Origin of the sequence: Xanthomonas codiaei, assembly GCF_002939785.1 — a bacterium.
In the GTDB taxonomy this organism is placed as follows: Bacteria; Pseudomonadota; Gammaproteobacteria; order Xanthomonadales; family Xanthomonadaceae; genus Xanthomonas; species Xanthomonas codiaei.
Map to the genome: position 1 here is coordinate 95,416 of NZ_MDEC01000010.1, position 19,304 is coordinate 114,719.

Consider the following 19,304-nt stretch of genomic DNA (forward strand, 5'->3'; position numbering starts at 1 on the left):
GCGCAGCGGCCATCGAGCGTGATCAACAGTGGCCGCCCGGATGCCCATTCGCGCGGCCACCTTCACACCGGGCCTGGCCCGGTGACGACTCAAGGAGAGTGTGGATGAGCGTTAGTTTGAGCAAGGGACAGCGGATCTCGCTGAGCAAGGAAGCCGGCACACAGTTGACCAAGGTGGTCATGGGGCTGGGGTGGGATGCCAAGAAGACCAAGGGCTTCTTCGGATTCGGCCAGCGCGACCAATCGATCGACCTGGACGCCTCGTGCCTGATGTTCAACGATGCCAATCAGCTGGTGGACCAGATCTGGTTCCAGCAATTGAATTCGCGCGACGGCAGCGTCCGGCACACCGGCGACAACCGGACCGGCGACGGCGATGGCGATGACGAGCAGATCGTCGTGCAGCTGGACAAGATTCCCACCGGCGTCAAGAGCCTGGTCTTCATCGTCAACAGCTTCACTGGCCAGAGTTTTGCGGAAATCGAAAACGCGTTCTGCCGGCTGGTCGATGCCAATGGCAACAAGGAAGTCGCACGCTACAACCTGTCGTGCCAGGGCAACCACACCGCCCAGCTGATGGCCAAGCTGTATCGCCACGAAAACGACTGGAAGTTGCACGCCATCGGCGAATCCTGCTCCGGCCGCACGTTCCACGACATGCTGCCGGTCATCAACGGCCAGCTGTAATCCTCCAGGACGGTGGCCGCGCGCGAGGCGCCGTCCTTCTTGGAGCGGCGAACAATGCGTCGCGAGCGGTCGTGTGGGTGCGGATGGCGCACTCGGAACCGGCGTGTATGCGTGGTCCATGCCGATTCCAAGTACCGACCGCGCCCGCCCTGGTGGTGAGCGCAGTCGTGTTGTCAGCTGTTCTTCGTCGGCGCCATGCGCGGGGCCGTAGTCCATCTTTCGAGTATCCGTATGTCACTTCCCCACGCGCGCGTCTGGTTCAACCGGCACTACGCGACCATTGCCCGCATCATCGATCATCTACGCGGCGAAGCCGAGCCGTTGCCGATCTGGACCTGCGTGTCGCATCGCCAGGAAAACTTCCGCGGTTTTGCCCGTGCCGACCATGCCTTGCTCGAACCGGCGGGCCTGAGCCCGGAGGCGTACCTGCAGTGGTGCTATCAGGTGGTGCAACAGCTGCAGATCACCCACCTGGTACCCGGCTACGAGCAGAGCCTGCTGACCAGCCACCGCGCCGAGTTCGCGGCGCTGGGCTGCCAGATCGTGCACGCCGCGCCTGCGGATATCCTGCCCAACCTGCATCACAAGCAATGGGTGTACGCGGCGGTCGCCGGACTGGTGCCGCTGCCGGACTATCGTTACGTCACCACGCTGCAACAGGCGGTGGAGGCGATCGCGCAGCTGGGCGTCGATGGCGCGGTCTGCGTCAAGCCCACCGTGTCGGTGTACGGCAAGGGGTTCTATCGGCTGGTGGAGGGGATCGAGCCGAGTACCTATGCCTGCAGCACGCAGGAATGGATCGGCCGGATGGAACGCCTGCCCGAGTTCGAACCGCATCTGGTCATGCTCTATCTGCCCGGCGTGGAGTACAGCGTGGACATCGCTGCGCGCGATGGCGACGTGCTGGCCTGCGTGGTGCGCCAGAAGGATCCCAACAGCAAGGTGCAGCAGCTGTCCATGCGCGCGGACCTGGTCGGCTATGCCACGGCGATGGTGAAGCGCTTCGGCGCCAACGGGCTGATCAACGTGCAGTTCAAGGACGACATCGATGGCGCGCCGATGTTGCTGGAGATCAATCCGCGTGCGGCCGGCGGGATCGGCATGAGCTGCATGTCCGGGATCAATCTTCCGCATGTAGCGTATCGCGCCTGCATCTTTCCCGAGTTGCCGGTACAGATTCCGACACCGCGGCTGGGCATTCGCGTCACCGAGATCTCGCTGGCGGTTGAGTTGCCGGACGCGCAGCCCTTGCCTGGCACGGTGATGCCGCAGGTTGCGGTCGACGCATGAGCACGCTGCAAGTGAGCTTGCCCACCGGCACCTTGTACTGTGCCGGGCAACCGGGCAATACGCGTGCACTGACCGATCTTTGCGGCTTCGGCGCGCGGCGCAATCCCAAGCGCGGCTTCGTGTTCGTCTCCAAGGTGCTGGGCAAGCACTGGCCCGCTTCCCCGGCGACGATGGCGCAGCTGCAGGCGGAGCTGGCGGCGCAGATTCCGCTGCCGGCCGGTGAGATGGTCCTGTTCGTGGCGATGGCCGAAACCGCCACCGGCCTGGGCCACGGCGTGTTCGAAGCGTTCCTGCAACGCGACGGCAGCCAGGCGCTGTTGCTGCAGACCACGCGCTATCCGCTCGACGGCGCGCAGGTGCTGCGCTTCGAGGAAGAACACAGCCATGCCACCCAGCAGTTTCTCTACCTGCCCGAAGCGCCCGCGCTGCGCGCAGCGCTGGAGCGGGTGAGCACGGTGGTGATGGTGGATGACGAGGCGACCTCGGGCCGGACCTTCTTGAACCTGGCGATCGCCCTGCGCAGCGTCTGCCCGCGCCTGCGAGCGCTGTACCCGGTGGTGCTGACCGATTTCTCCGAAGGCCGGGTACAGGCGCTGCTGTCGGCGCTGCCGGGCATCGACGAGGTGGCGCCGCTGTCGCTGTGGTCGGGCACGCACCGGTTCGAGCGTGACCCTGCTGCGGCGCTGGTGCCTGCCCCGGTGGCCTACGCCCCGGTGGCCTGTCGCCGCCAGCATGTGTCCGCCTTTACCGCACGGCTGGGGCTTGCCGCTGCCATCGCGCTACCCGATGCGCTGGTGCAGGCCTGCCACGCGGCGCTGGATGGCCGGCCGGTGCTGGTGATCGGCACCGGCGAATGCATGTATCCGGCACAACGGCTGGCGCAGGCGCTGGAAGCGCTGGGTCATGCGGTGGCGGTGCAATCGACCACACGTTCGCCGCTGATGCAGGCCGGTGCCATCGAAGACATCGCCCTGGTGGAAGACGTCTATGGCGAGGGAATTCCCAATTACCTGTACAACCTGACGCGCTCGGCCGGTGCGGTGCGGGTGGTGGTGCACGAAAGTCGCGAGCGCGCCTGCGTGGAGCGGTTGCTGCAGCAGCTGCAGGCGATCGAAGTGGATCTTGCCCAGCAGCGCGTCAGCACGCCCATGCAGGCGGTGGCCTAGATGTATCAGGTGGCCCTGGTCGATCTGGACGACACCTTGTTCTCGTCGCTGCGCAAGCAAAAAGACGCGCAGGCGCTGCAGCCGGCAGCGTTGTCGGTCGATGGTGGCGTGGTGAGCTATACCTCGCCGCGTCAGCGCGCGTTCGCGCAGTGGTTGCAGCGCGCCGACCTGGTGGTCCCGGTCACCGCGCGCACGCTCGACACCTTCGCGCGCGTGCTGCTGCCATTCGACGGACCGGCGATCGTGGCCCACGGTGCCACCATCGTCGATGCGCAGCGGCAGGTCGATCCGGTGTGGGCGGCCACGGTGCACGCCCGCATGCAGACCGAGTTGCCGGCGTTACAGCAGCTGCAGCAGGCCTTGTCGGCGCAGTTCGGCGCCGCGCTGGAGGTCAGCATCGCCGGCGCACCGCAACAGCCGGCCTATCTGGTGGCGCGCGAGCCATCGCGCGACGAACAGGTGGTGCGAAGGATTTCCGATGAGGTCATCGCGCCATGGGTGGCGCAGCATCCCGGCTATACCCATCACGTCAACGGCCGCAATCTGGCGGTGCTGCCGCCGTGCGTGGACAAGCGGCTGGCGGTGGCCTACCTGCTGGAATCGCTGCGGCGCCAGCATGGCGAGCTGTTCGTGGTCGGTGCCGGCGACAGCATCACCGACCTGCCGTTCCTGTCGCTGTGCGATGTGGCGATCCTGCCCACCGGCTCGCAGGCCTGGGCACAGCTGCGCACGCACGCGCACGAGCCCTGCGCATGACCTTGGCCGGATTCTCGGGCAGTTATGCGCCCGGCGATGTGACCTTTCTGCTGACGCAGATCCAGGTCGCGCCGATGCAGGATCTGCAGGAAAAAGAGCGCCTGATCCAGGCCGGCCACGCGCATTACTCGGAAATGCTGACGCCGGAGCAGGCGCCCGCCCCGGAGTACCTGGCCTTGTTCCGCAGCGCGGTGGCACGCCACATGCCCACGATGGCGCGCGATCTGCTGCAGTTGGCAGGCGTGCTGCGGCAGCGGCATGCGCGGCCGGTGCTGGTGTCGCTGGCACGTGCCGGCACCCCGGTCGGGGTGGCCTTGCGGCAGGTATTGGCCAGCCGCTGGGGCATGGACGTGCCGCATTATTCGATCTCGATCCTGCGTGGTCGCGGCATCGACACCGTGGCGCTGGCGCACCTGTGCGCGCAGTACGATCCGGCATCGCTGGTGTTCGTCGATGGCTGGACCGGCAAGGGCGCGATCACCGCCGAGCTGTGCGCCTCGGTTGCCGCGTTCAACGATGCGCAGGGCACCCAGGTCTCGCCGGATCTGTTCGTGCTGGTGGATCTGGCCGGCTGCAGCGCCGGGCATGGCTCAGTGGAGGACTACCTGATTCCGTCGGCCATCCTCAATGCGACCGTCTCGGGTCTGGTCAGCCGCACCGTGCTCAATGCCAGCATCGCCTCCGACCAGTTCCACGGCTGTGTGTTCTACCAGGACCTGCGTACGGCCGACATGTCGCAATGGTTCGTGGCGCAATTGCGGCAGGCGGCCGCAGCGCTGCCCGCGCCCACGCATGCCGACCCGCACGCCCAGCGCAGCCAGCGTGCCGCCGCCGCGCAGCGGTGCAGCGACAGCCTGCAGCAGTTGTGCGACGCATTCGCGGTGCGCGATACCCATTGCCTGAAAGTGGGCATCGGCGAGACCACCCGGGCGATGCTGCGCCGCGCGCCGCGTGCGCTGTGCCTGCAGCGGCCCGACGATGCCGATACCGCTCATCTGCGGTGGCTGGCGCAGACCCGCGGTATTGACGTACACATTCTCTCCAGCCTGCCATTGAAGGCAGCTGCGGTCATCAAGGATCTACGCCATGTCTGACGCCTATCGGTTGGGTGCCTCGCTGTATGTGCCCGCGACCAACGACAATCTTTCCGAGGTCCTTTCCGGGCGCCAGTTCCCGCAGGCGCGCTCGCTGATCGCCTGCACCGAGGACGCGGTGTCTTCCACCGACCTGCCGCATGCGATGAGCCACATCCGGCGCACCCTGCCGACCCTGCCGCCGCGATCGCACGGCCCGCTGCGCTTCATCCGCCCGCGCAATGCCGAGGTGCTGGGGCAGCTGCTGGCCATGCACGACATCGACCGCGTGCACGGCTTCGTGCTGCCCAAGATCGATACCGACACGCTGGCCGCCTACGAGCGGCAGCTGGCCGACCACGACTTCTGCATCATGCCCACCCTGGAAACGCCGCAGGCGCTGGACCCGCTGGGCCAGCGCGAGATCCGCGCCTGCCTGCAGGGCAGCCCGCTGAGCTCGCGGGTGCTGGCGGTGCGTATCGGCGGCAACGACCTGCTGAGCATGCTGGCGATGAAGCGGGTGCGCGGCACCACGATCTACGACACCCCGGTGGGCCTGGTCATCCAGCAACTGGTGCTGGCGTTCCGCCCGTACGGGTTCCAGCTCACCGCGCCGGTCTACGACTTCTTCGACGACCCGCAGACCCTGCGGCGCGAGCTGGCCATCGACACCGCGATGGGGCTGGTGGGCAAGACCGCCATCCATCCGATGCAGATCCCGGTGATCGAAGAGGGGCTGCGGGTCAGCGACGAAGACCTGCGTGCCGCGCGCGAAGTGCTCGGCGCCACCACGGCGGTATTCAAGTCCAATGGCGGCATGGTCGAGAAGGCCGTCCACACGCGCTGGGCGCAGGCCATCATCGCCCGGCAGGCGATCGTGGCGCTCTGAGGGCAGCCGCTGGCTGAAGAGTCGCCGCTGGCGTTCTGGCCGGCGGTGGGATGGCCATGGCCGCGCGTCGGGGCGACAGGTGCCCGATCCTGGTCACGATTGCCGCTCGTGGGTGGCGCAAGGCGATCAGATCCACCTCATGGGTCGCCTGCCGCGTGGGCACGACGATGCGCCCCGCCTGACGGCGTGCCGCCGGCCCTGCCATGCGGGGATCTTTCCGGGCGTGTCGCCGGCTGGCACACACCTGGGAGCACTGCTGGCCGGCTGGCGCTCCGCCTCTCCGCCTCGCGGCGCCGCATTGCGGAGCGCGCGTGCCGTAGAGACGCCGCAAGTGCGCCGCCTGGCGAGCGGATGCCGAAAAGCAGGTGCGTGCCCAGCAGCAAAAAGCGTGATCGATACCACTGTTGCCGTGGACGCGAGGTGAGCGCGTCATCGGGTTGGGGAGCCTCCCGACTTGACCTGCGCAGTCGGATTCGTCCCGCGACCGGCGCGTACGACCGCTCGTCCGAGCAGCCCTTTGTGGCGCAAGGCCTGCAGCCGTTCTGGCACATTTGGTGTTGACCCCCCGGTGACACCCCACTATCTTGGGGTTCGGTGGTGACCGCCCCCAAGCGGCACACAACGGACGTGGGGAAATGCGCAAACCCTTGCCTTGCCCACGGCATCGTCTCTTCAGGACCTGAACGCGCAGCGGCATGCCGCGAGCGTGGCCAGGCGGACGATGGCAGCGTGTCCCCACCGACCACCGCGCGACAGCACACCGCGTGGTGGCGGCCGTGGTGTTTTCCGAAAAGATCGGTAGGTGATGTCGATGCCGCCGCAGGCCATGGCCTGCGTGTCTGGCGTCCTGTCCCACCAGCCTTGTCGGCAGGCGCTCACGGCCGAAACCCGTCCCCGAGCGGGTTCGTGTGCCTACGCATGGAGGACGCATGACCACCAACGACACCCTTTCCGCGATCGCCGCAGGTACCGCAACACCGACCAGCGTTCCGAGCAGCGCTCCCGCCAGTGTGGTTGCGCCCGCCTGCGGTGCGCCGGAAATGACCGACCCGTCGGATATCGTGCCGCCTCCCCGCCAAGCCATTGCAATGCACGCACAGACCATCGAAGAACAAAACGTCTCCACCTGGATCACCAAGGAAGCGGGCAACCGCAGGATTCCGTTCGAGCCGCAGCGCCTGGAGCGCGCCATCGACCAGATCCATGCCGAATTCCCGCAGCTGGACGTGGCCGACTACAAGCGCTCGGTGTTCGGGTTCGTCGAGCGCAAGGACAGCGTCAACGCCGACGACCTGGTCGACCACCTGATCCGCGAGGCCGAGGCCCGCGTCGATCTGACCACCCCGGAGTGGGAGCGCTTCGCTGCGCGCCTGTACCTGCGCCGCCTGTACAAGCGTGCCAGCCGCAACCGCTTCTACGACGCCAGCCAGAAGTACGGCTCGTTCGTGGGCCTGCAGGAGAGCCTGGCCGACCGCAATGTCTATTCCAACGACATCCTGCGCCGATATTCCAAGGACGAACTGATCGAAGCCGGCCAGATGATCGAGCCCGAGCGCGACAAGCTGTTCGCCTATAACGGCCTGTACCTGCTGGCCACCCGCTACCTGGCCACCGACAGCTCGCGCGGCGTGTTCGAACTGCCGCAGGAGCGCTGGCTGACGATTGCGCTGTACCTGATGCAGGACGAGATCGGCACCGGCAAGGGCAGCCGCGAGCGCCGCATGCAGCTGGTGGGCGAGGCCTACTGGGCGCTGTCCAACCTGTACATGACCGTGGCCACCCCGACCCTGGCCAATGCCGGCAAGGTCGGCGGGCAGCTGTCGAGTTGCTTCATCGACACCGTCGACGACAGCCTGCAGGGCATCTACGACTCCAACACCGACGTGGCGCGCGTGTCCAAGCACGGCGGCGGCGTGGGCGCGTACCTGGGCTATGTGCGTTCGTCGGGCTCGGCGATCCGCGGCGTGTCCAATTCCTCCGGCGGCGTGGTGCCGTGGATCAAGCAGCTCAACAACACCGCCGTGTCGGTGGACCAGCTGGGCCAGCGCAAGGGCGCCATCGCCGTCTATCTGGACATCTTCCACCGCGACATCGAAGCGTTCCTTGATCTGCGCCTGAACAACGGCGACCAGCGCCTGCGCGCGCACGACGTGTTCACCTCGGTGTGCATCCCGGACCTGTTCATGGAAGCGGTCGAGCGTCGCGGCGACTGGTACCTGTTCGATCCGCACGAGGTGAAGCGGATCAAGGGCTGGTACCTGCAGGACTTCTTTGATGAGAAGAAGGGCGACGCCAACGGCAGCTTCCGTCGCAAGTACGAGGAAGTCGTCGCCGACGAGCGCATCACGCGCAAGACCGTCAAGGCGATCGAGATCTTCAAGCGCATCATGGTCAGCCAGCTGGAGACCGGCAATCCGTTCATGTTCTATCGCGATGAGGTCAATCGCAAGAACCCGAACAAGCACGAGGGCATGGTCTATTCGTCCAACCTGTGCACCGAGATCCTGCAGAACATGAGCCCCACGCGGATGATGCAGGAGATCATCAGCGGCAATCAGATCGTCACTACCAAGAAGGCCGGCGATTTCGTGGTGTGCAATCTGTCCTCGATCAACCTGGGTCGTGCGATCACCGTGCAGGCCGACCAGGCCGATCTGCTGGGCGCCGACGTGCTGGAGCGCTTGATCCCGATCCAGGTGCGCATGCTCGACAACGTGATCGATCTGAACCAGCTTCCCGTGCCGCAGGCCACCATCACCAACCAGAAGTACCGCGCGATTGGTCTTGGCACCTTCGGTTGGCATCACCTGCTGGCGCAGAAGAGCATCCACTGGAATGCCAAGGAAGCGGAGGACTACAGCGACGAGCTGTACGAGCGCATCAACTACCTGACCATCCAGGCGAGCATGGAGCTGGCCAAGGAAAAGGGCACCTACAGCGTGTTCCGCGGCAGCGACTGGCACAACGGCGAGTACTTCCGTGCGCGCGACTACAACAGCCCGCAGTGGCTGGAGCTGTCGGCGCAGGTGGCGGTCAACGGCGTGCGCAATGCCTGGATGCTGGCGGTGGCGCCGAACATGAGTACCGCGCAAATCGCCGGGTCCACCGCCTCGATCGACCCGATCTACAGCGCGTTCTACTACGAAGAGAAGAAGGACTTCCGTCGCCCGGTCGCCGCGCCCGGTCTGTCGCTGGAGACCTGGCCGTACTACGAAAAGGGCGCCTACAAGGTCGACCAGTTCGCCAGCGTGCGCCAGAACGCGCGTCGCCAGCGTCACGTGGACCAGTCGATCAGCTTCAACTTCTACGTGCCCAGCACCATCCGTGCGAGCACGTTGCTGGACCTGCACATGACCGCCTGGCGCGAAGGTTTGAAGACCACGTATTACGTGCGTTCCAACGATATCGATATCAGTGAGTGCGAGTGGTGTTCGAGCTAAAGCGCATTCGCGCTTTCGCTCCCCACGGTTCGCGTTGCGAACCGTGGGCCCCGGCTCATTAGCATCCACACCCCGCGCCTTCGGCGCGCCCCCTGACTCAGGGGGCTTTCCTCCAGAATGATTGCTGCCGTCGTCCCCGCTGTAAGCGCGCGCGACGCCTGAAATACGAGTAGAAACCCATGTCCGCAACACCGCTCGACCGCATCAAGATCCTTGAGCCGCGCAACCCGAACCGTTCGACCGGCATCATCAACGGTCAGACCTCCGGCATCCTCAACTGGAACGATATCCCGTACCCGTCGTTCTACCGGGCCTACAAGGAGCTGTCGACCAACTTCTGGATCCCCGACGAGGTGGACATGAAGGGCGACGCGCGCCAGTACCACGAGCTGTCGGCGCGCGAGAAGAACGCCTACGATTCGATCATCGGTTTGCTGGCCACGCTGGACTCGCCGCAGACACGTTTCATCTACAACGTGGCCGAATACATCACCGACCCGGCCGCGCATGCCAATGCCGCCATCATCGGCCAGCAGGAAGTGATCCATAACGAGAGCTACAGCTACGTGCTGGCCTCGATCACCGGCCTGGCCGACCAGAACCGCGTGTTCGAGATCGCGCGCACCCACCCGACCATCATCAAGCGCAACGCGCCGATCATGGGCGCCTACGAAGACTTCATGCGCGAGAAGACGGCCGAAACGCTGATCCGCTCGCTGATCCAGTCCTCGATCCTGGAGGGCATCAACTTCTATTCCGGTTTTGCGTATTTCTACAATCTGGTGCGCCAGAACCGCATGACCGGTACCGGCAAGATCATCAGCTTCATCAACCGCGACGAGCTGGCGCACTCCAAGTTCATCAGCGAGCTGATTCGCGCCATCATCGGCGAGAACCAAGCGCTGCAGGGCGACGAGCTCACCGACTACGTGCACAAGGCCTTCGAACACGCGATCGACCTGGAAACCCAGTGGACCGCCGAAGTGCTGGACGGCATCGACGGCATCGACGTGGACGAGATGATCCGCTACGTGAAGTACCGCGCCAACAAGATGGCCGGCATGCTCGGCATCGAGAAGCTGTACGAAGGCGCCAACGACAACGTGATGCCGTGGATCAAGGCCTACGCCGACAACTTCACCGAGACCAAGACCGATTTCTTCGAGATGCGCAATGCCTCGTACAAGAAGACCAATTCGGATAATGGCTTCGACGATCTGTGAGTAGCCGGGAGTCGGGAGTCGGGATTCGTTGAAGCGCCGGGATTAGGCATTCGAGATTTGGGATTTGTCACAGCAGCACTGCGCTAAGACAACTCGATTAACGACTTTCAATGACGTACCAGTTGCCGCTTTCGCGTATCCCTAATCCCGACTCCCCAATCTCCGCCACATGAACATCCTGCTCGCCCTGGCATCGTTGAGCGGCAACACGCGTGATGTGGCGCGCAGTGTCGCGCGCCAGTGCGAAGCGGCCGGGCATGTGGTGACCTGGGTGGAAACCGACATGCAGCGGTTGGAACAGGTACCGCATGCGCCGGGGCAGTACCAGCTGGTGCTGCTCGGCAGCTGGACCGACAACGGCGGGCGTACGCCGGCAGAGATGAAGCGTTTCATCGTCGAATTGGTCGACACGCTGGGCAAGCCGCCGCGCGTTGCCGTGTTCGGCACCGGGGAAACCCAGTGGGGCGAAGAGTATTTCTGCGGTGCGGTGCATCGTATGGCGCGCTTCTTCGACAGCCCGTTTCCCCGTTTGACCATCGAACAGATGCCCCACGGCCAGCGCGATGCGCAGGCCATCGCCGCCTGGATCGACACGGTCCTGGCCCAATGCAAGAACGATCCCAATGCAGACCATTACCGTCACGTCGCCTGAGCACTACACCCAGACCCTGGCTGCGCATCCGCGCGCGCTGGTGGACTTCTACAAGGACAACTGCCCAGGCTGCCGCATGCTCGACATGTCGCTGGACAAGTTCGCCAACAGCGAAGCTGCCAACGGCGTGGCCTTGTTGAAGGTCAAGCTGGAAGTTGTGGGCGAAGAGTTTTTCCGTGCGCTGGGCCTGCGGCAGACGCCGACCCTGGCGTTGTTCAAGGACGGCGCCGAAGTGACGCGTCTGCCGGGCTTCCAGTCGCCGGCGCAGGTCGAAGCGGCGGTCCGCAGCGGGCTGTGATGGACTCGGCCGCCGGCTCGACAGGCAACGGCCAGCGATGAACCCGGTCGTCTCGGTGGTGGCCTGGAGCTTCCTGATCGCCGGGCTGGGCATGCTAGGCGGTGCGGCACTGTTGCCGGATCAGGCGCGCTGGATCCTGTTGTTGCTGGGGGTGGTGTTTGGTGGCGTGGGAGGCGGCATCCTCGGCTATCGCGTATGGCATGCGCGCCGCGCCGCCTGGTTGCGCCAGCATGGCACGGTGCTGGAGGCGACCTTCGTGTGCGTGGAACGCAATGCGTCCCTGCAGGTCAACGGCATGCACCCGTTCCGTATCCTTGCCCATCGTCACGACCGCACGCACAACAGCTTGGCCGAGTATCGCAGCGACAATCTGTGGGCGGACCCGCAGCCGTTTCTGGCCGATGGGCAGCCACTGCGCGTGTTCGTCGATCCGCAGCGACCGGCGCGTTATCACATGGACCTGAGTTTCCTGCCGACGCTGCGCAACTGATCGATTGGCTTTCCCTCCTTCTTCCGGTGCCGCCCTGATGACCAACTCCACCCCCGTCGCACCGACCGAAGCCCGCATGGCCGAGATCGTGTTTCCCAACCACACCAATCACCTGGGCACCCTGTTCGGCGGACAGGCGCTGGCGTGGATGGACAAGGCCGCGTTCCTGGCCGCCTCGCGCTATGCGCGCCGCACCGTGGTGACGGCGCGTTCGGACCAGGTGGATTTCAAGTTGCCGATCCGCCAGGGCCAGATGGTGGAAACCATCGCGCGCGTGGTATCGGTGGGGCGCAGCTCGATCAAGGTGGAAGTGGAGCTGATCGCCGAAGACCTGCTCAGTGGCGCACGCGAGCTGTGCACGCGCGGCCAGTTCGTGATGATCGCGCTCGATGCCGATGGCAAGCCGACCGCAGTGCCGCCGTTACCGGCAGCCTTCTAGGAGCAGCCAGCAAACCGACTGCGCTCATCGCCAGGTGGGCGCGGTCGGTGCCCGGAATCCACATGTACCGCTCATACACTGCGGTTCCGAGCGCGCCGTCCACGCCCGCCTGACGACTGCTCGCTATGGTCTGTCAGCCGCGCTTAGTTGATTTTGCCCACTCCGGCATTCGCGCGTACGGTGCTCGCGGTGCTGGACGCCGAAGCAGGTATCACCAGCGACGCGCTGACCGCGCCGAACGCTGCTAGGGCTTGTTCGTCCAGCGGCCGACTCTTGCTGCCACTGGCGATCTGGTCGTTGGCCACGCATTCCCGACCGAGGTATTGCACGCAGAGGTCGTTACGCGGATCGCTCATGCCGGCGAAGGGTGCAAACGTGTAACCGGGGCCTGGACTGTGCGGATAGTTATAGACCGGCAGGCTCACCTTGCTGAAGTAATTGCCTTCCAGCAGCAGTAACGCGGTCGAGGTCAACGGCATCGCGGCGCCCTCCCTGGAGAGGTCTTCGAAATAATTGTTCACCATCTGCGCCAGCACCGATGCGTTGTTCAGGCCGCCGGCGTGCGGCCCACGACCGGAGGTGTGATGCACATAATTGCGTGCGACGGTGATGGTGTCGTGCGCGCCCAGGAACAACCACAGCCAGTAATGCCGATTGTCGCAAGTGGAGGAGGTGGCGGTGCGTCCATCGAATTCGTTGTTGGACAGGGTCACGTGCGAGGCGCTGCCGTAGCCGGTCACCACCATTTGTCGGCCGATGCGCGCAAAGCGGTTGTGGTCCACCCAGACCCCGTCCGCATCGTCGATTGCGAGCGCATCGCCGCCCCAGACCACGCCTGGATTGATGTCGGAAATGGTGATGTTCTGGATGATGACGTTGCTGTTGCCGCCGCCCACGCGTAACCCGCGTCCCATGATGGCGCCATCGCTGCCCAGACCGATCAGGGTCTTGTTGGAGCCGATCTGCAGGGGCGTGCGTCCGGCGGTATCGAAACTGACCTGCGCCGCGGTGCGGCCCGCGCAATAGTTGGCGACGTTCAGGCCTAGCTGGCTGGTGCCGGTGCTGCAGGTGGTGGCCACGCACCCGGTCGTGGTCGTGGTGGGAGACCCGTTGTTGATCTGCGAGCCGGTGAAGTCGAAGGTTCTGTCCAGCACGATCACCCGCGGGGTGGTGTCAGTGCACTGGTTTGCTTCGAAGCTGCTGCAAAGCGCTTGCTGCAGTTCCAGCAGAGAGCCGGGTCTGACAGCGGGGGCATCACCGCCACCTGTGACACCGGCGGCGAAACCATCTGGGGTACCGACTGCTTGAGCGCAGGCCTGGTTGGCGAACATAGCTGCCGCCAACGCCAGTGCCGATAGAGCACAACGGAAGGAATGAGAGAGCATGGAGGGCTTCAATGAGAATCCTGCGCCGGAGATGTCCGGGCGAGGATCGATAAGTGGAAGAGGTGTTATGTTCTAGTGATGACCACAGGAACAAGCGGACTCTAGCATCAAAGTGTGATTTGTTTTGCAGTGCGCAGGCTGCTGCAAGCACTGCAAATCGTCTGAATTAATTTGATGTGCGGGACGCTTCGCTTCACGGGACAGAAGTGCGTAATCGCGCACATCCCTTGACCGCGGTGCAGGCCTTGGTCGAGGGTCCTGCATCATGTACGCGACCGCCGCCTGCGCAGGTAAGGTCTGCGTCCTACTCCTGCACCTCGCGGTCTTCGCGCTTGGTTTCTTCCATCGACTCGGGTTCGAGTTCTTCGGCGCTGCGATTGAGTTTGACGAACACGCCCCAGGCGATCAGCAGCAGCGCTGCGCACGAGCCCACCGCGGCCGCATAGGGCAGTTTGGCCGGGTCGGCGTGCATCAGCTCGAAGATCGACACCAGCGTCTCGATCGCCAGCGCAATCACGATCACCACGAAGAAGCGCGATAGGTAACGACGTACGCGGGTAGGACCGCTGACCTTGACGTCGCGCAGGATCTCTTCTTCGAAGATGGTCTGGCCCAGCTCCAGCGTCACCAGCGCCACCGTCAGCAGTCCGACCGCTTCCAGCACCACGTTGAAGCGGTCGCGTACCACCATGTCGCCGCCTGGCGTGAAGCCATGCCACAGCTCCAACCCGGCCATCGTGACCAAGCCCGCCGCGCACAGCACGAAGAAGGCCAGGATCACGAAGTGACCGGCACGGAACAGGTGGCTGAGCAGCTTCATGGCAGGCGCGAGGTGTAAGGGATGCAGAGCATCGTGTGCGTTGCGTCGTGGCGGCGCGAAGGCTGCGCTAGGCAGAGGCGCCCTCATCCGGCGCTTTGCGCCACCTTCTCCCGCGCGCGGGAGAAGGGATCTGCGGGGAGCACGTGGCGGAGTGGCAAGAAGGTCGCTGTGGCGGCGCGAAGGCCGCGCGGCGCAAAGGCGCCCTCATCCGGTGCTTCGCACCACCTTCTCCCGCGCGCGGGAGAAGGGATCTGCTGCTTCTTCCCCCGCCTGAGGGAGAAGGGATCTGCTGCTTCCTTCCCCCGCCTGCGGGGGAAGGTGCCCGAAGGGCGGATGGGGGCGACGCATGTGCCCGGTCGCCCCTCTACCCATCGGCGATACCGTAGCACCTGATTCGCCTGCAGATGCACATTGGCGGTCATCAGCAGACGCGCCCTCATCCGGCGCTTTGCGCCACCTTCTCCCGCACGCGGGAGAAGGGATCTGCTGCTTCTTCCCCCGTCTAAGGGAGAAGGAATCGGCCGCGTCCTTCCCCCGCCTGCGGGGGAAGGTGCCCGAAGGGCGGATGGGGGCAGTGCATGCGCATGGCCGCCCACAACCCATCAGCTATGCCGCAGCACCTGGTACGCCTGCAGATGCACATTGGCGGCCATCAGCAGCGGTGCATTGCGTCCGGTCTCGCGCACGCGCGCCAGCATGTCGCCGACGATCTGCGCCGCTTCCACGTCCTGGCCGGCTTCCAGGTCACGCAGCATCGAAGCCTTGAGCGGCGAATCCACCTGCAGCAGCGTCTGCAGCGCCTTCGCACGCGCGGTCTCCGCGATCGGTTGGCCGGCCGCATCGGCGGCCCACAGGCATTCGTTGTACAGGCCGTTGATCAGGGCGCGGCCATCATCGGTGGCCACGATCGCCCCGACCGGCGCGCGCATCAGACAGGTGGCCGCAGCCAGCGCGGTGAGGAAGCTGTACTTGTTCCATTGCTCCTGCGCGATCTGTGCGCTGGCCACGTGGTCGATCCCGGCCTGCGTGCAGGCCGCGGCGAAGGCCTGCACCCGCGCAGACTCCGCACTGCCATCGCGCTCGCCGAAGGTGATCGCCGCCGGCTTGCCCAGGTGCACGATCTCGCCGTGCTCGCCCTTGGTCGCGCTGATGAAGCACAGCCCGCCCAGCACACGCGCCGCGCCGAAGCGCGCATCCAGGGCCGCGTAGTGGCGCAGGCCGTTGAGGATGGGCAGCACCGTGGTGTGCTCGCCCACCGCCGGCGCGATCGCCTCGATCGCGCTGTCCAGGTCGTAGGCCTTGCAACTGAGGATCACCAGGTCGAAGGGCTGCCTCTCCACCAGCGCCGGCAGGCCTTGCGCAGTGACGTGTGCGACCGGCACGTCCGCATCGCCCAGCGGGCTGCGGATGCGCAGGCCATCGGCCTGCAACTGCACCGCACGCGCATCGCGTACCAGGAAGGTGACGTCCACGCCGGCCTGCACCAGGCGGCCGCCGAAATAACCGCCGGTTCCGCCGGCGCCTAGGATCAACATGCGCATGGCCATCAGCTCCGCAAGCCCACACCACGCCGCAGCAGCCACAGCGCCAGCGCGCTGAGCACCGCGACAAAGCCCAGCATCAGTGCGTAGGCCACCCAGATCGGCACGTCCGAGCTGCCGAGCAGGCCGTAGCGGAACGCGTTGACCATGTAGAAGATCGGGTTGGCATGGGTGGCCGCTTCGGCCCAGCCGGGCAGCAATTTGACCGAATAGAACACGCCGCCCAGGTAGGTCAGCGGAGTCAGGATGAAGGTGGGCACGATCGCCACGTCGTCGAACTTCTTGGCGTAGACCGCGTTGACGAAGCCGGCCAGCGAAAAGATGGTCGCGCCCAGCAGCACCGTGGTCAGCGTGACCAGCGGTTGCGGGATGCGCACCGGGGTGAAGAACATCGCGATGATCAGCACGATGGCCCCGACCATCACCCCGCGCAGCACCGCGCCGGCGACATAGCCCCACAGGATCACCCAGTTGGGCATCGGGCTGACCAGCAGTTCTTCCACGTGGCGGCCGAACTTGGCGCCGAAGAAGCTCGAGGAGATGTTGCCGTAGCTGTTCTGGATCACGCTCATCATCACCAGGCCCGGCACGATGAACTGCATGTAGCTGTAGCCGCCCATCTCGCCCACACGCGAGCCGATCAGCCCGCCGAAGATCAAAAAGTACAGCGTCATGGTGATGGCCGGTGGCACCAGGGTCTGGCCCCAGATGCGCAGGATGCGCTGCACTTCGCGGCGCACGATGGTGCCCAGCGCGATCCAGTTGCGCTGGCGGGGTGTTGCGGGCGTGGCGGACATCGACGGCTCCGAGGGGCTCATGGGTGACCTGCCGGGCGCGCGGGCGCCGCTGCGGCAGGGGCCGGGGCGGCGAGACTCTCGCCGGGCCCGGTCAGGCGAACGAACAATTCTTCCAGCCGGTTGCTCTTGGTGCGCATCGAGCGCACCCGGATGCCGGCATCGCCCAGCGCGGCGAACACGCGGTTGAGGTCCATCGCGCGGGGCATGTCCAGGTCCAGCGTGTGGCCGTCGATGGCGGTGAGCGTGGTGCCTTCGATCGCCGGCAGCCGGGCGGGCAGCTCACCGTCGATATCGAACAAGAAACCTTCCACGTCGAGCTTGGCCAGCAGCTCGCGCATCGGCCCCTGGGTGACGATCTGGCCGTGGTTGATGATGGCCAGATTGCGGCACAGGTGCTCGGCTTCTTCCAGGTAATGGGTGGTCAGGATGATGGTGGTGCCGGCGGCGTTGATGTCCTTGAGCACGCGCCACATGTCGCGGCGGATCTCGATGTCCACGCCGGCGGTGGGTTCGTCCAGGATCAGCAGGCGCGGCTGGGTCATCATGGCGCGGGCGATCATCAGCCGCCGCTTCATGCCGCCGGACAGCGTGCGGCTCATCACCTGGGCCTTTTCCCACAGATGTGCGCGGCGCAGTTCCGCTTCGGCCAGCGCCTCGGCCTCGCTGCGCGGCATGCCGTAGAAACCGGCGTAGTTGACCAGGATGTCGAAGGGTTTTTCGAACAGGTTGAAGTTGATTTCCTGCGGCACCAGGCCGATCAGCCGCATCGCCTCGCTGCGATGGGCGACCAGGTCGGTGCCGAACACGTGCACCTGCCCACCGGACAGGTTCACCAGCGAGCTGATGATGCCGATCAGGGTCGATTTGCCGGCGCCGTTGGGGCCGAGCAGGGCGAAGAAATCGCCCGGGGCCACGTCCAGCGACACGCCCTTGAGCGCCTGGGTGCCGTTGTCGTAGGTCTTGCGCAGGTCGCACACGCGCAGGGCGGGCGTGCCGGGAGATGGGGACTTCAAGCAGGATCCTTCGCGCCAGGGTCACGGCGCAGCGAGTTGCAGCCCGTTATTATAGAAGCCCGTGGGGGCTTGCCCCGATCACAGACTGTCCCAAATACGTTCGTGCCCGTTCAATTCCCCCTCAAGCTTGTCGACCGGCGCATGCTTGCGCCCACCGTGGCCCACTGCCAGTTCGTGCGTGATGACGGACAGCCGCTGGATTTCCAGCCCGGGCAGTTCATCCAGATCCATTTCGCCGCTGCCGATGGCACGCCAACCAGGCGCAGCTATTCGCTGGCGACCATCCACAACCATGCGCTGGGACCGGGCGAGGCGGTGGACATCGCGGTGAGCTTCGTGCCCGGAGGCTCGGCCACGGCGCTGTTCGAAGGCCTGGAGATCGGCGACCAGCTGCAGGCCAGCGGGCCGTATGGCCGCTTCTGCCTGCAGGCCGGCGACCACAACCGGCGCTATCTGTTGATCGCCACCGGTACCGGCGTCACCCCGTACCGCTCGATGCTGCCGCTGCTGGCCGAGGCAATCGCCAGCCGCGGCGTGCAGGTGGTGTTGCTGCAGGGCGTGCGCACCCCGGCCGAGCTGCTGTACGGCGAGGATTTCCGTGCGTTTGCCGACGCACACCCGCAGTTCCGCTATGTGCCGTGCTTCTCGCGCCAGTTGCCTGCCCAGCCGCATGCCGATGTGCGCCACGGCTATGTGCAGCAGCAGTTGGCCGAGTTCGCGCCGGCGGCCGATGGCGATATCGCTTACCTGTGCGGCAACCCGGACATGGTGGACACCTGCGCCGAGGCGTTGAAGGCCGCCGGCCTGCCCAATGCACAGATCCGTCGCGAAAAATACGTCAGCTCGGCGCCGCCCAAGGCCTGAGTTGGCGGCAGGCGCCGTGCGATAACCCTTGGTGCCTCCATGTGCAGGTGCTGCCTGCCAGGCGGTGGGCGGCCACGCTGTCGCTGCGCTACACCCGTGCTGCAGGGCGCTGCACTTCCACCGTGATGTGCACCAGTTCTTCGTGGATCTGCAAGGCATGGCGCACCGCGTCTGCGTCGAGCTGCCCCTGGCTTACCAGGCTCACGACGCAGGCATAGCGGTCGCTGCCGACGCGCCAGACATGCAGGTCGGCAATGGCGATGGAGTGCCGGGAATTCGGCGATGACCTGCCTGATTTCCGCCACGACCGGCGCGTCCATTTCCGCATCCAGCAGCACGCGGCCGGTGCTGCGCAGCAAGCCCCAGGCCCACGAGGTGACCAGCACCGCGCCGACCATGCCCATGAGCGGGTCCAGCCAGGTCAGCCCTCGCTGCATGGGGTGTGAGCCGCCGTCACGCGCGTGCCGCCAGCCACGCCTATG

The 19,304-nt window shown here is 65.5% G+C and carries 18 protein-coding genes, 2 other RNA genes and 1 pseudogene; 14 read left to right on the top strand and 7 right to left on the bottom strand.

All coding sequences use genetic code 11. The features are described from left to right. Positions 1 to 104: 104 nt before the first annotated feature. Complete coding sequence (locus XcodCFBP4690_RS09475; protein WP_104540707.1) at positions 105 to 686, top strand: TerD family protein; 582 nt, start codon at positions 105 to 107, stop codon at positions 684 to 686. 46 nt (positions 687 to 732) lie between these two features. Here the strand turns inward: XcodCFBP4690_RS09475 and XcodCFBP4690_RS09480 are convergent. Continuing rightward, positions 733 to 806, bottom strand: a non-coding RNA gene (locus XcodCFBP4690_RS09480) — sX9 sRNA. Between the two features lie 111 nt (positions 807 to 917). Here XcodCFBP4690_RS09480 and XcodCFBP4690_RS09485 point away from each other — a divergent pair. From XcodCFBP4690_RS09485 to XcodCFBP4690_RS09545, 12 genes are all read left to right on the top strand, one after another. Further along, complete coding sequence (locus tag XcodCFBP4690_RS09485; protein WP_167394545.1) at positions 918 to 1,976, top strand: ATP-grasp domain-containing protein; 1,059 nt, start codon at positions 918 to 920, stop codon at positions 1,974 to 1,976. Then, positions 1,973 to 3,142: a phosphoribosyltransferase domain-containing protein gene (locus XcodCFBP4690_RS09490; RefSeq protein ID WP_104540709.1), complete on the top strand. Its 1,170-nt coding sequence runs from the start codon at positions 1,973 to 1,975 to the stop codon at positions 3,140 to 3,142. The genes XcodCFBP4690_RS09485 and XcodCFBP4690_RS09490 overlap by 4 nt, the downstream gene beginning before the upstream one ends. After that, positions 3,143 to 3,898 carry an HAD family hydrolase gene (locus tag XcodCFBP4690_RS09495; protein WP_104540710.1) on the top strand — a complete coding sequence of 252 codons (756 nt, stop codon included), beginning with the start codon at positions 3,143 to 3,145 and terminating at the stop codon, positions 3,896 to 3,898. Then, positions 3,895 to 4,992 (top strand): cysteine protease StiP domain-containing protein, encoded by a 1,098-nt coding sequence (locus XcodCFBP4690_RS09500; RefSeq protein ID WP_104540711.1) that lies wholly within the window; start codon positions 3,895 to 3,897, stop codon positions 4,990 to 4,992. Before XcodCFBP4690_RS09495 ends, XcodCFBP4690_RS09500 begins: the two co-directional genes overlap by 4 nt. Further along, positions 4,985 to 5,860, top strand: coding sequence for an HpcH/HpaI aldolase/citrate lyase family protein (locus XcodCFBP4690_RS09505; protein WP_104540712.1), 876 nt, complete (start codon positions 4,985 to 4,987; stop codon positions 5,858 to 5,860). The genes XcodCFBP4690_RS09500 and XcodCFBP4690_RS09505 overlap by 8 nt, the downstream gene beginning before the upstream one ends. A gap of 929 nt (positions 5,861 to 6,789) precedes the next feature. After that, a complete protein-coding gene (locus XcodCFBP4690_RS09510) occupies positions 6,790 to 9,300 on the top strand; it encodes a ribonucleoside-diphosphate reductase subunit alpha (RefSeq protein ID WP_104540713.1) in 2,511 nt (836 codons plus the stop codon). Between the two features lie 179 nt (positions 9,301 to 9,479). Continuing rightward, positions 9,480 to 10,523 (top strand): ribonucleotide-diphosphate reductase subunit beta, encoded by a 1,044-nt coding sequence (locus XcodCFBP4690_RS09520; RefSeq protein ID WP_104540714.1) that lies wholly within the window; start codon positions 9,480 to 9,482, stop codon positions 10,521 to 10,523. 169 nt (positions 10,524 to 10,692) lie between these two features. Next, on the top strand, positions 10,693 to 11,175 hold the full coding sequence (locus XcodCFBP4690_RS09525; RefSeq protein WP_104540715.1) for a flavodoxin: 483 nt from the start codon (positions 10,693 to 10,695) through the stop codon (positions 11,173 to 11,175). After that, entirely contained in the window at positions 11,147 to 11,473 is a 327-nt protein-coding gene (locus tag XcodCFBP4690_RS09530) for a thioredoxin family protein (protein WP_104540716.1), read from the top strand. Before XcodCFBP4690_RS09525 ends, XcodCFBP4690_RS09530 begins: the two co-directional genes overlap by 29 nt. Before the next feature lie 37 nt (positions 11,474 to 11,510). Then, positions 11,511 to 11,963, top strand: a complete 453-nt coding sequence (locus XcodCFBP4690_RS09535) for a hypothetical protein (protein ID WP_104540717.1) — start codon at positions 11,511 to 11,513, stop codon at positions 11,961 to 11,963. Between the two features lie 37 nt (positions 11,964 to 12,000). Beyond that, positions 12,001 to 12,402 carry an acyl-CoA thioesterase gene (locus tag XcodCFBP4690_RS09540; protein ID WP_104540718.1) on the top strand — a complete coding sequence of 134 codons (402 nt, stop codon included), beginning with the start codon at positions 12,001 to 12,003 and terminating at the stop codon, positions 12,400 to 12,402. 62 nt (positions 12,403 to 12,464) lie between these two features. Next, positions 12,465 to 12,541: non-coding RNA, sX9 sRNA (locus XcodCFBP4690_RS09545), on the top strand. A 4-nt stretch (positions 12,542 to 12,545) separates the two neighbouring features. Here the strand turns inward: XcodCFBP4690_RS09545 and XcodCFBP4690_RS09550 are convergent. From XcodCFBP4690_RS09550 to XcodCFBP4690_RS09570, 5 genes are all read right to left on the bottom strand, one after another. Further along, positions 12,546 to 13,556, bottom strand: coding sequence for a pectate lyase family protein (locus XcodCFBP4690_RS09550; RefSeq protein ID WP_167394546.1), 1,011 nt, complete (start codon positions 13,554 to 13,556; stop codon positions 12,546 to 12,548). Positions 13,557 to 14,091: 535 nt separating this feature from the next. Then, the gene (locus XcodCFBP4690_RS09555) at positions 14,092 to 14,607 is read right to left on the bottom strand and encodes a hypothetical protein (protein ID WP_104540720.1); all 516 of its coding nucleotides are present in this window, start codon (positions 14,605 to 14,607) and stop codon (positions 14,092 to 14,094) included. Between the two features lie 602 nt (positions 14,608 to 15,209). Next, positions 15,210 to 16,154: a 2-dehydropantoate 2-reductase gene (gene panE / locus XcodCFBP4690_RS09560; protein ID WP_208622716.1), complete on the bottom strand. Its 945-nt coding sequence runs from the start codon at positions 16,152 to 16,154 to the stop codon at positions 15,210 to 15,212. Then, a complete protein-coding gene (locus XcodCFBP4690_RS09565; protein ID WP_208622717.1) occupies positions 16,154 to 16,966 on the bottom strand; it encodes an ABC transporter permease in 813 nt (270 codons plus the stop codon). The genes panE and XcodCFBP4690_RS09565 overlap by 1 nt, the downstream gene beginning before the upstream one ends. Continuing rightward, the gene (locus XcodCFBP4690_RS09570) at positions 16,963 to 17,958 is read right to left on the bottom strand and encodes an ABC transporter ATP-binding protein (protein WP_104540722.1); all 996 of its coding nucleotides are present in this window, start codon (positions 17,956 to 17,958) and stop codon (positions 16,963 to 16,965) included. The genes XcodCFBP4690_RS09565 and XcodCFBP4690_RS09570 overlap by 4 nt, the downstream gene beginning before the upstream one ends. 36 nt (positions 17,959 to 17,994) lie before the next feature. Here XcodCFBP4690_RS09570 and XcodCFBP4690_RS09575 point away from each other — a divergent pair, with 36 nt between their 5' ends. Further along, positions 17,995 to 18,822 carry a ferredoxin--NADP reductase gene (locus tag XcodCFBP4690_RS09575; RefSeq protein WP_167394547.1) on the top strand — a complete coding sequence of 276 codons (828 nt, stop codon included), beginning with the start codon at positions 17,995 to 17,997 and terminating at the stop codon, positions 18,820 to 18,822. Between the two features lie 88 nt (positions 18,823 to 18,910). Here the strand turns inward: XcodCFBP4690_RS09575 and XcodCFBP4690_RS09580 are convergent. Next, positions 18,911 to 19,259: pseudogene (locus XcodCFBP4690_RS09580) on the bottom strand (cation transporter); the annotation flags it as partial. Between the last annotated feature and the right edge of the window lie 45 nt (positions 19,260 to 19,304).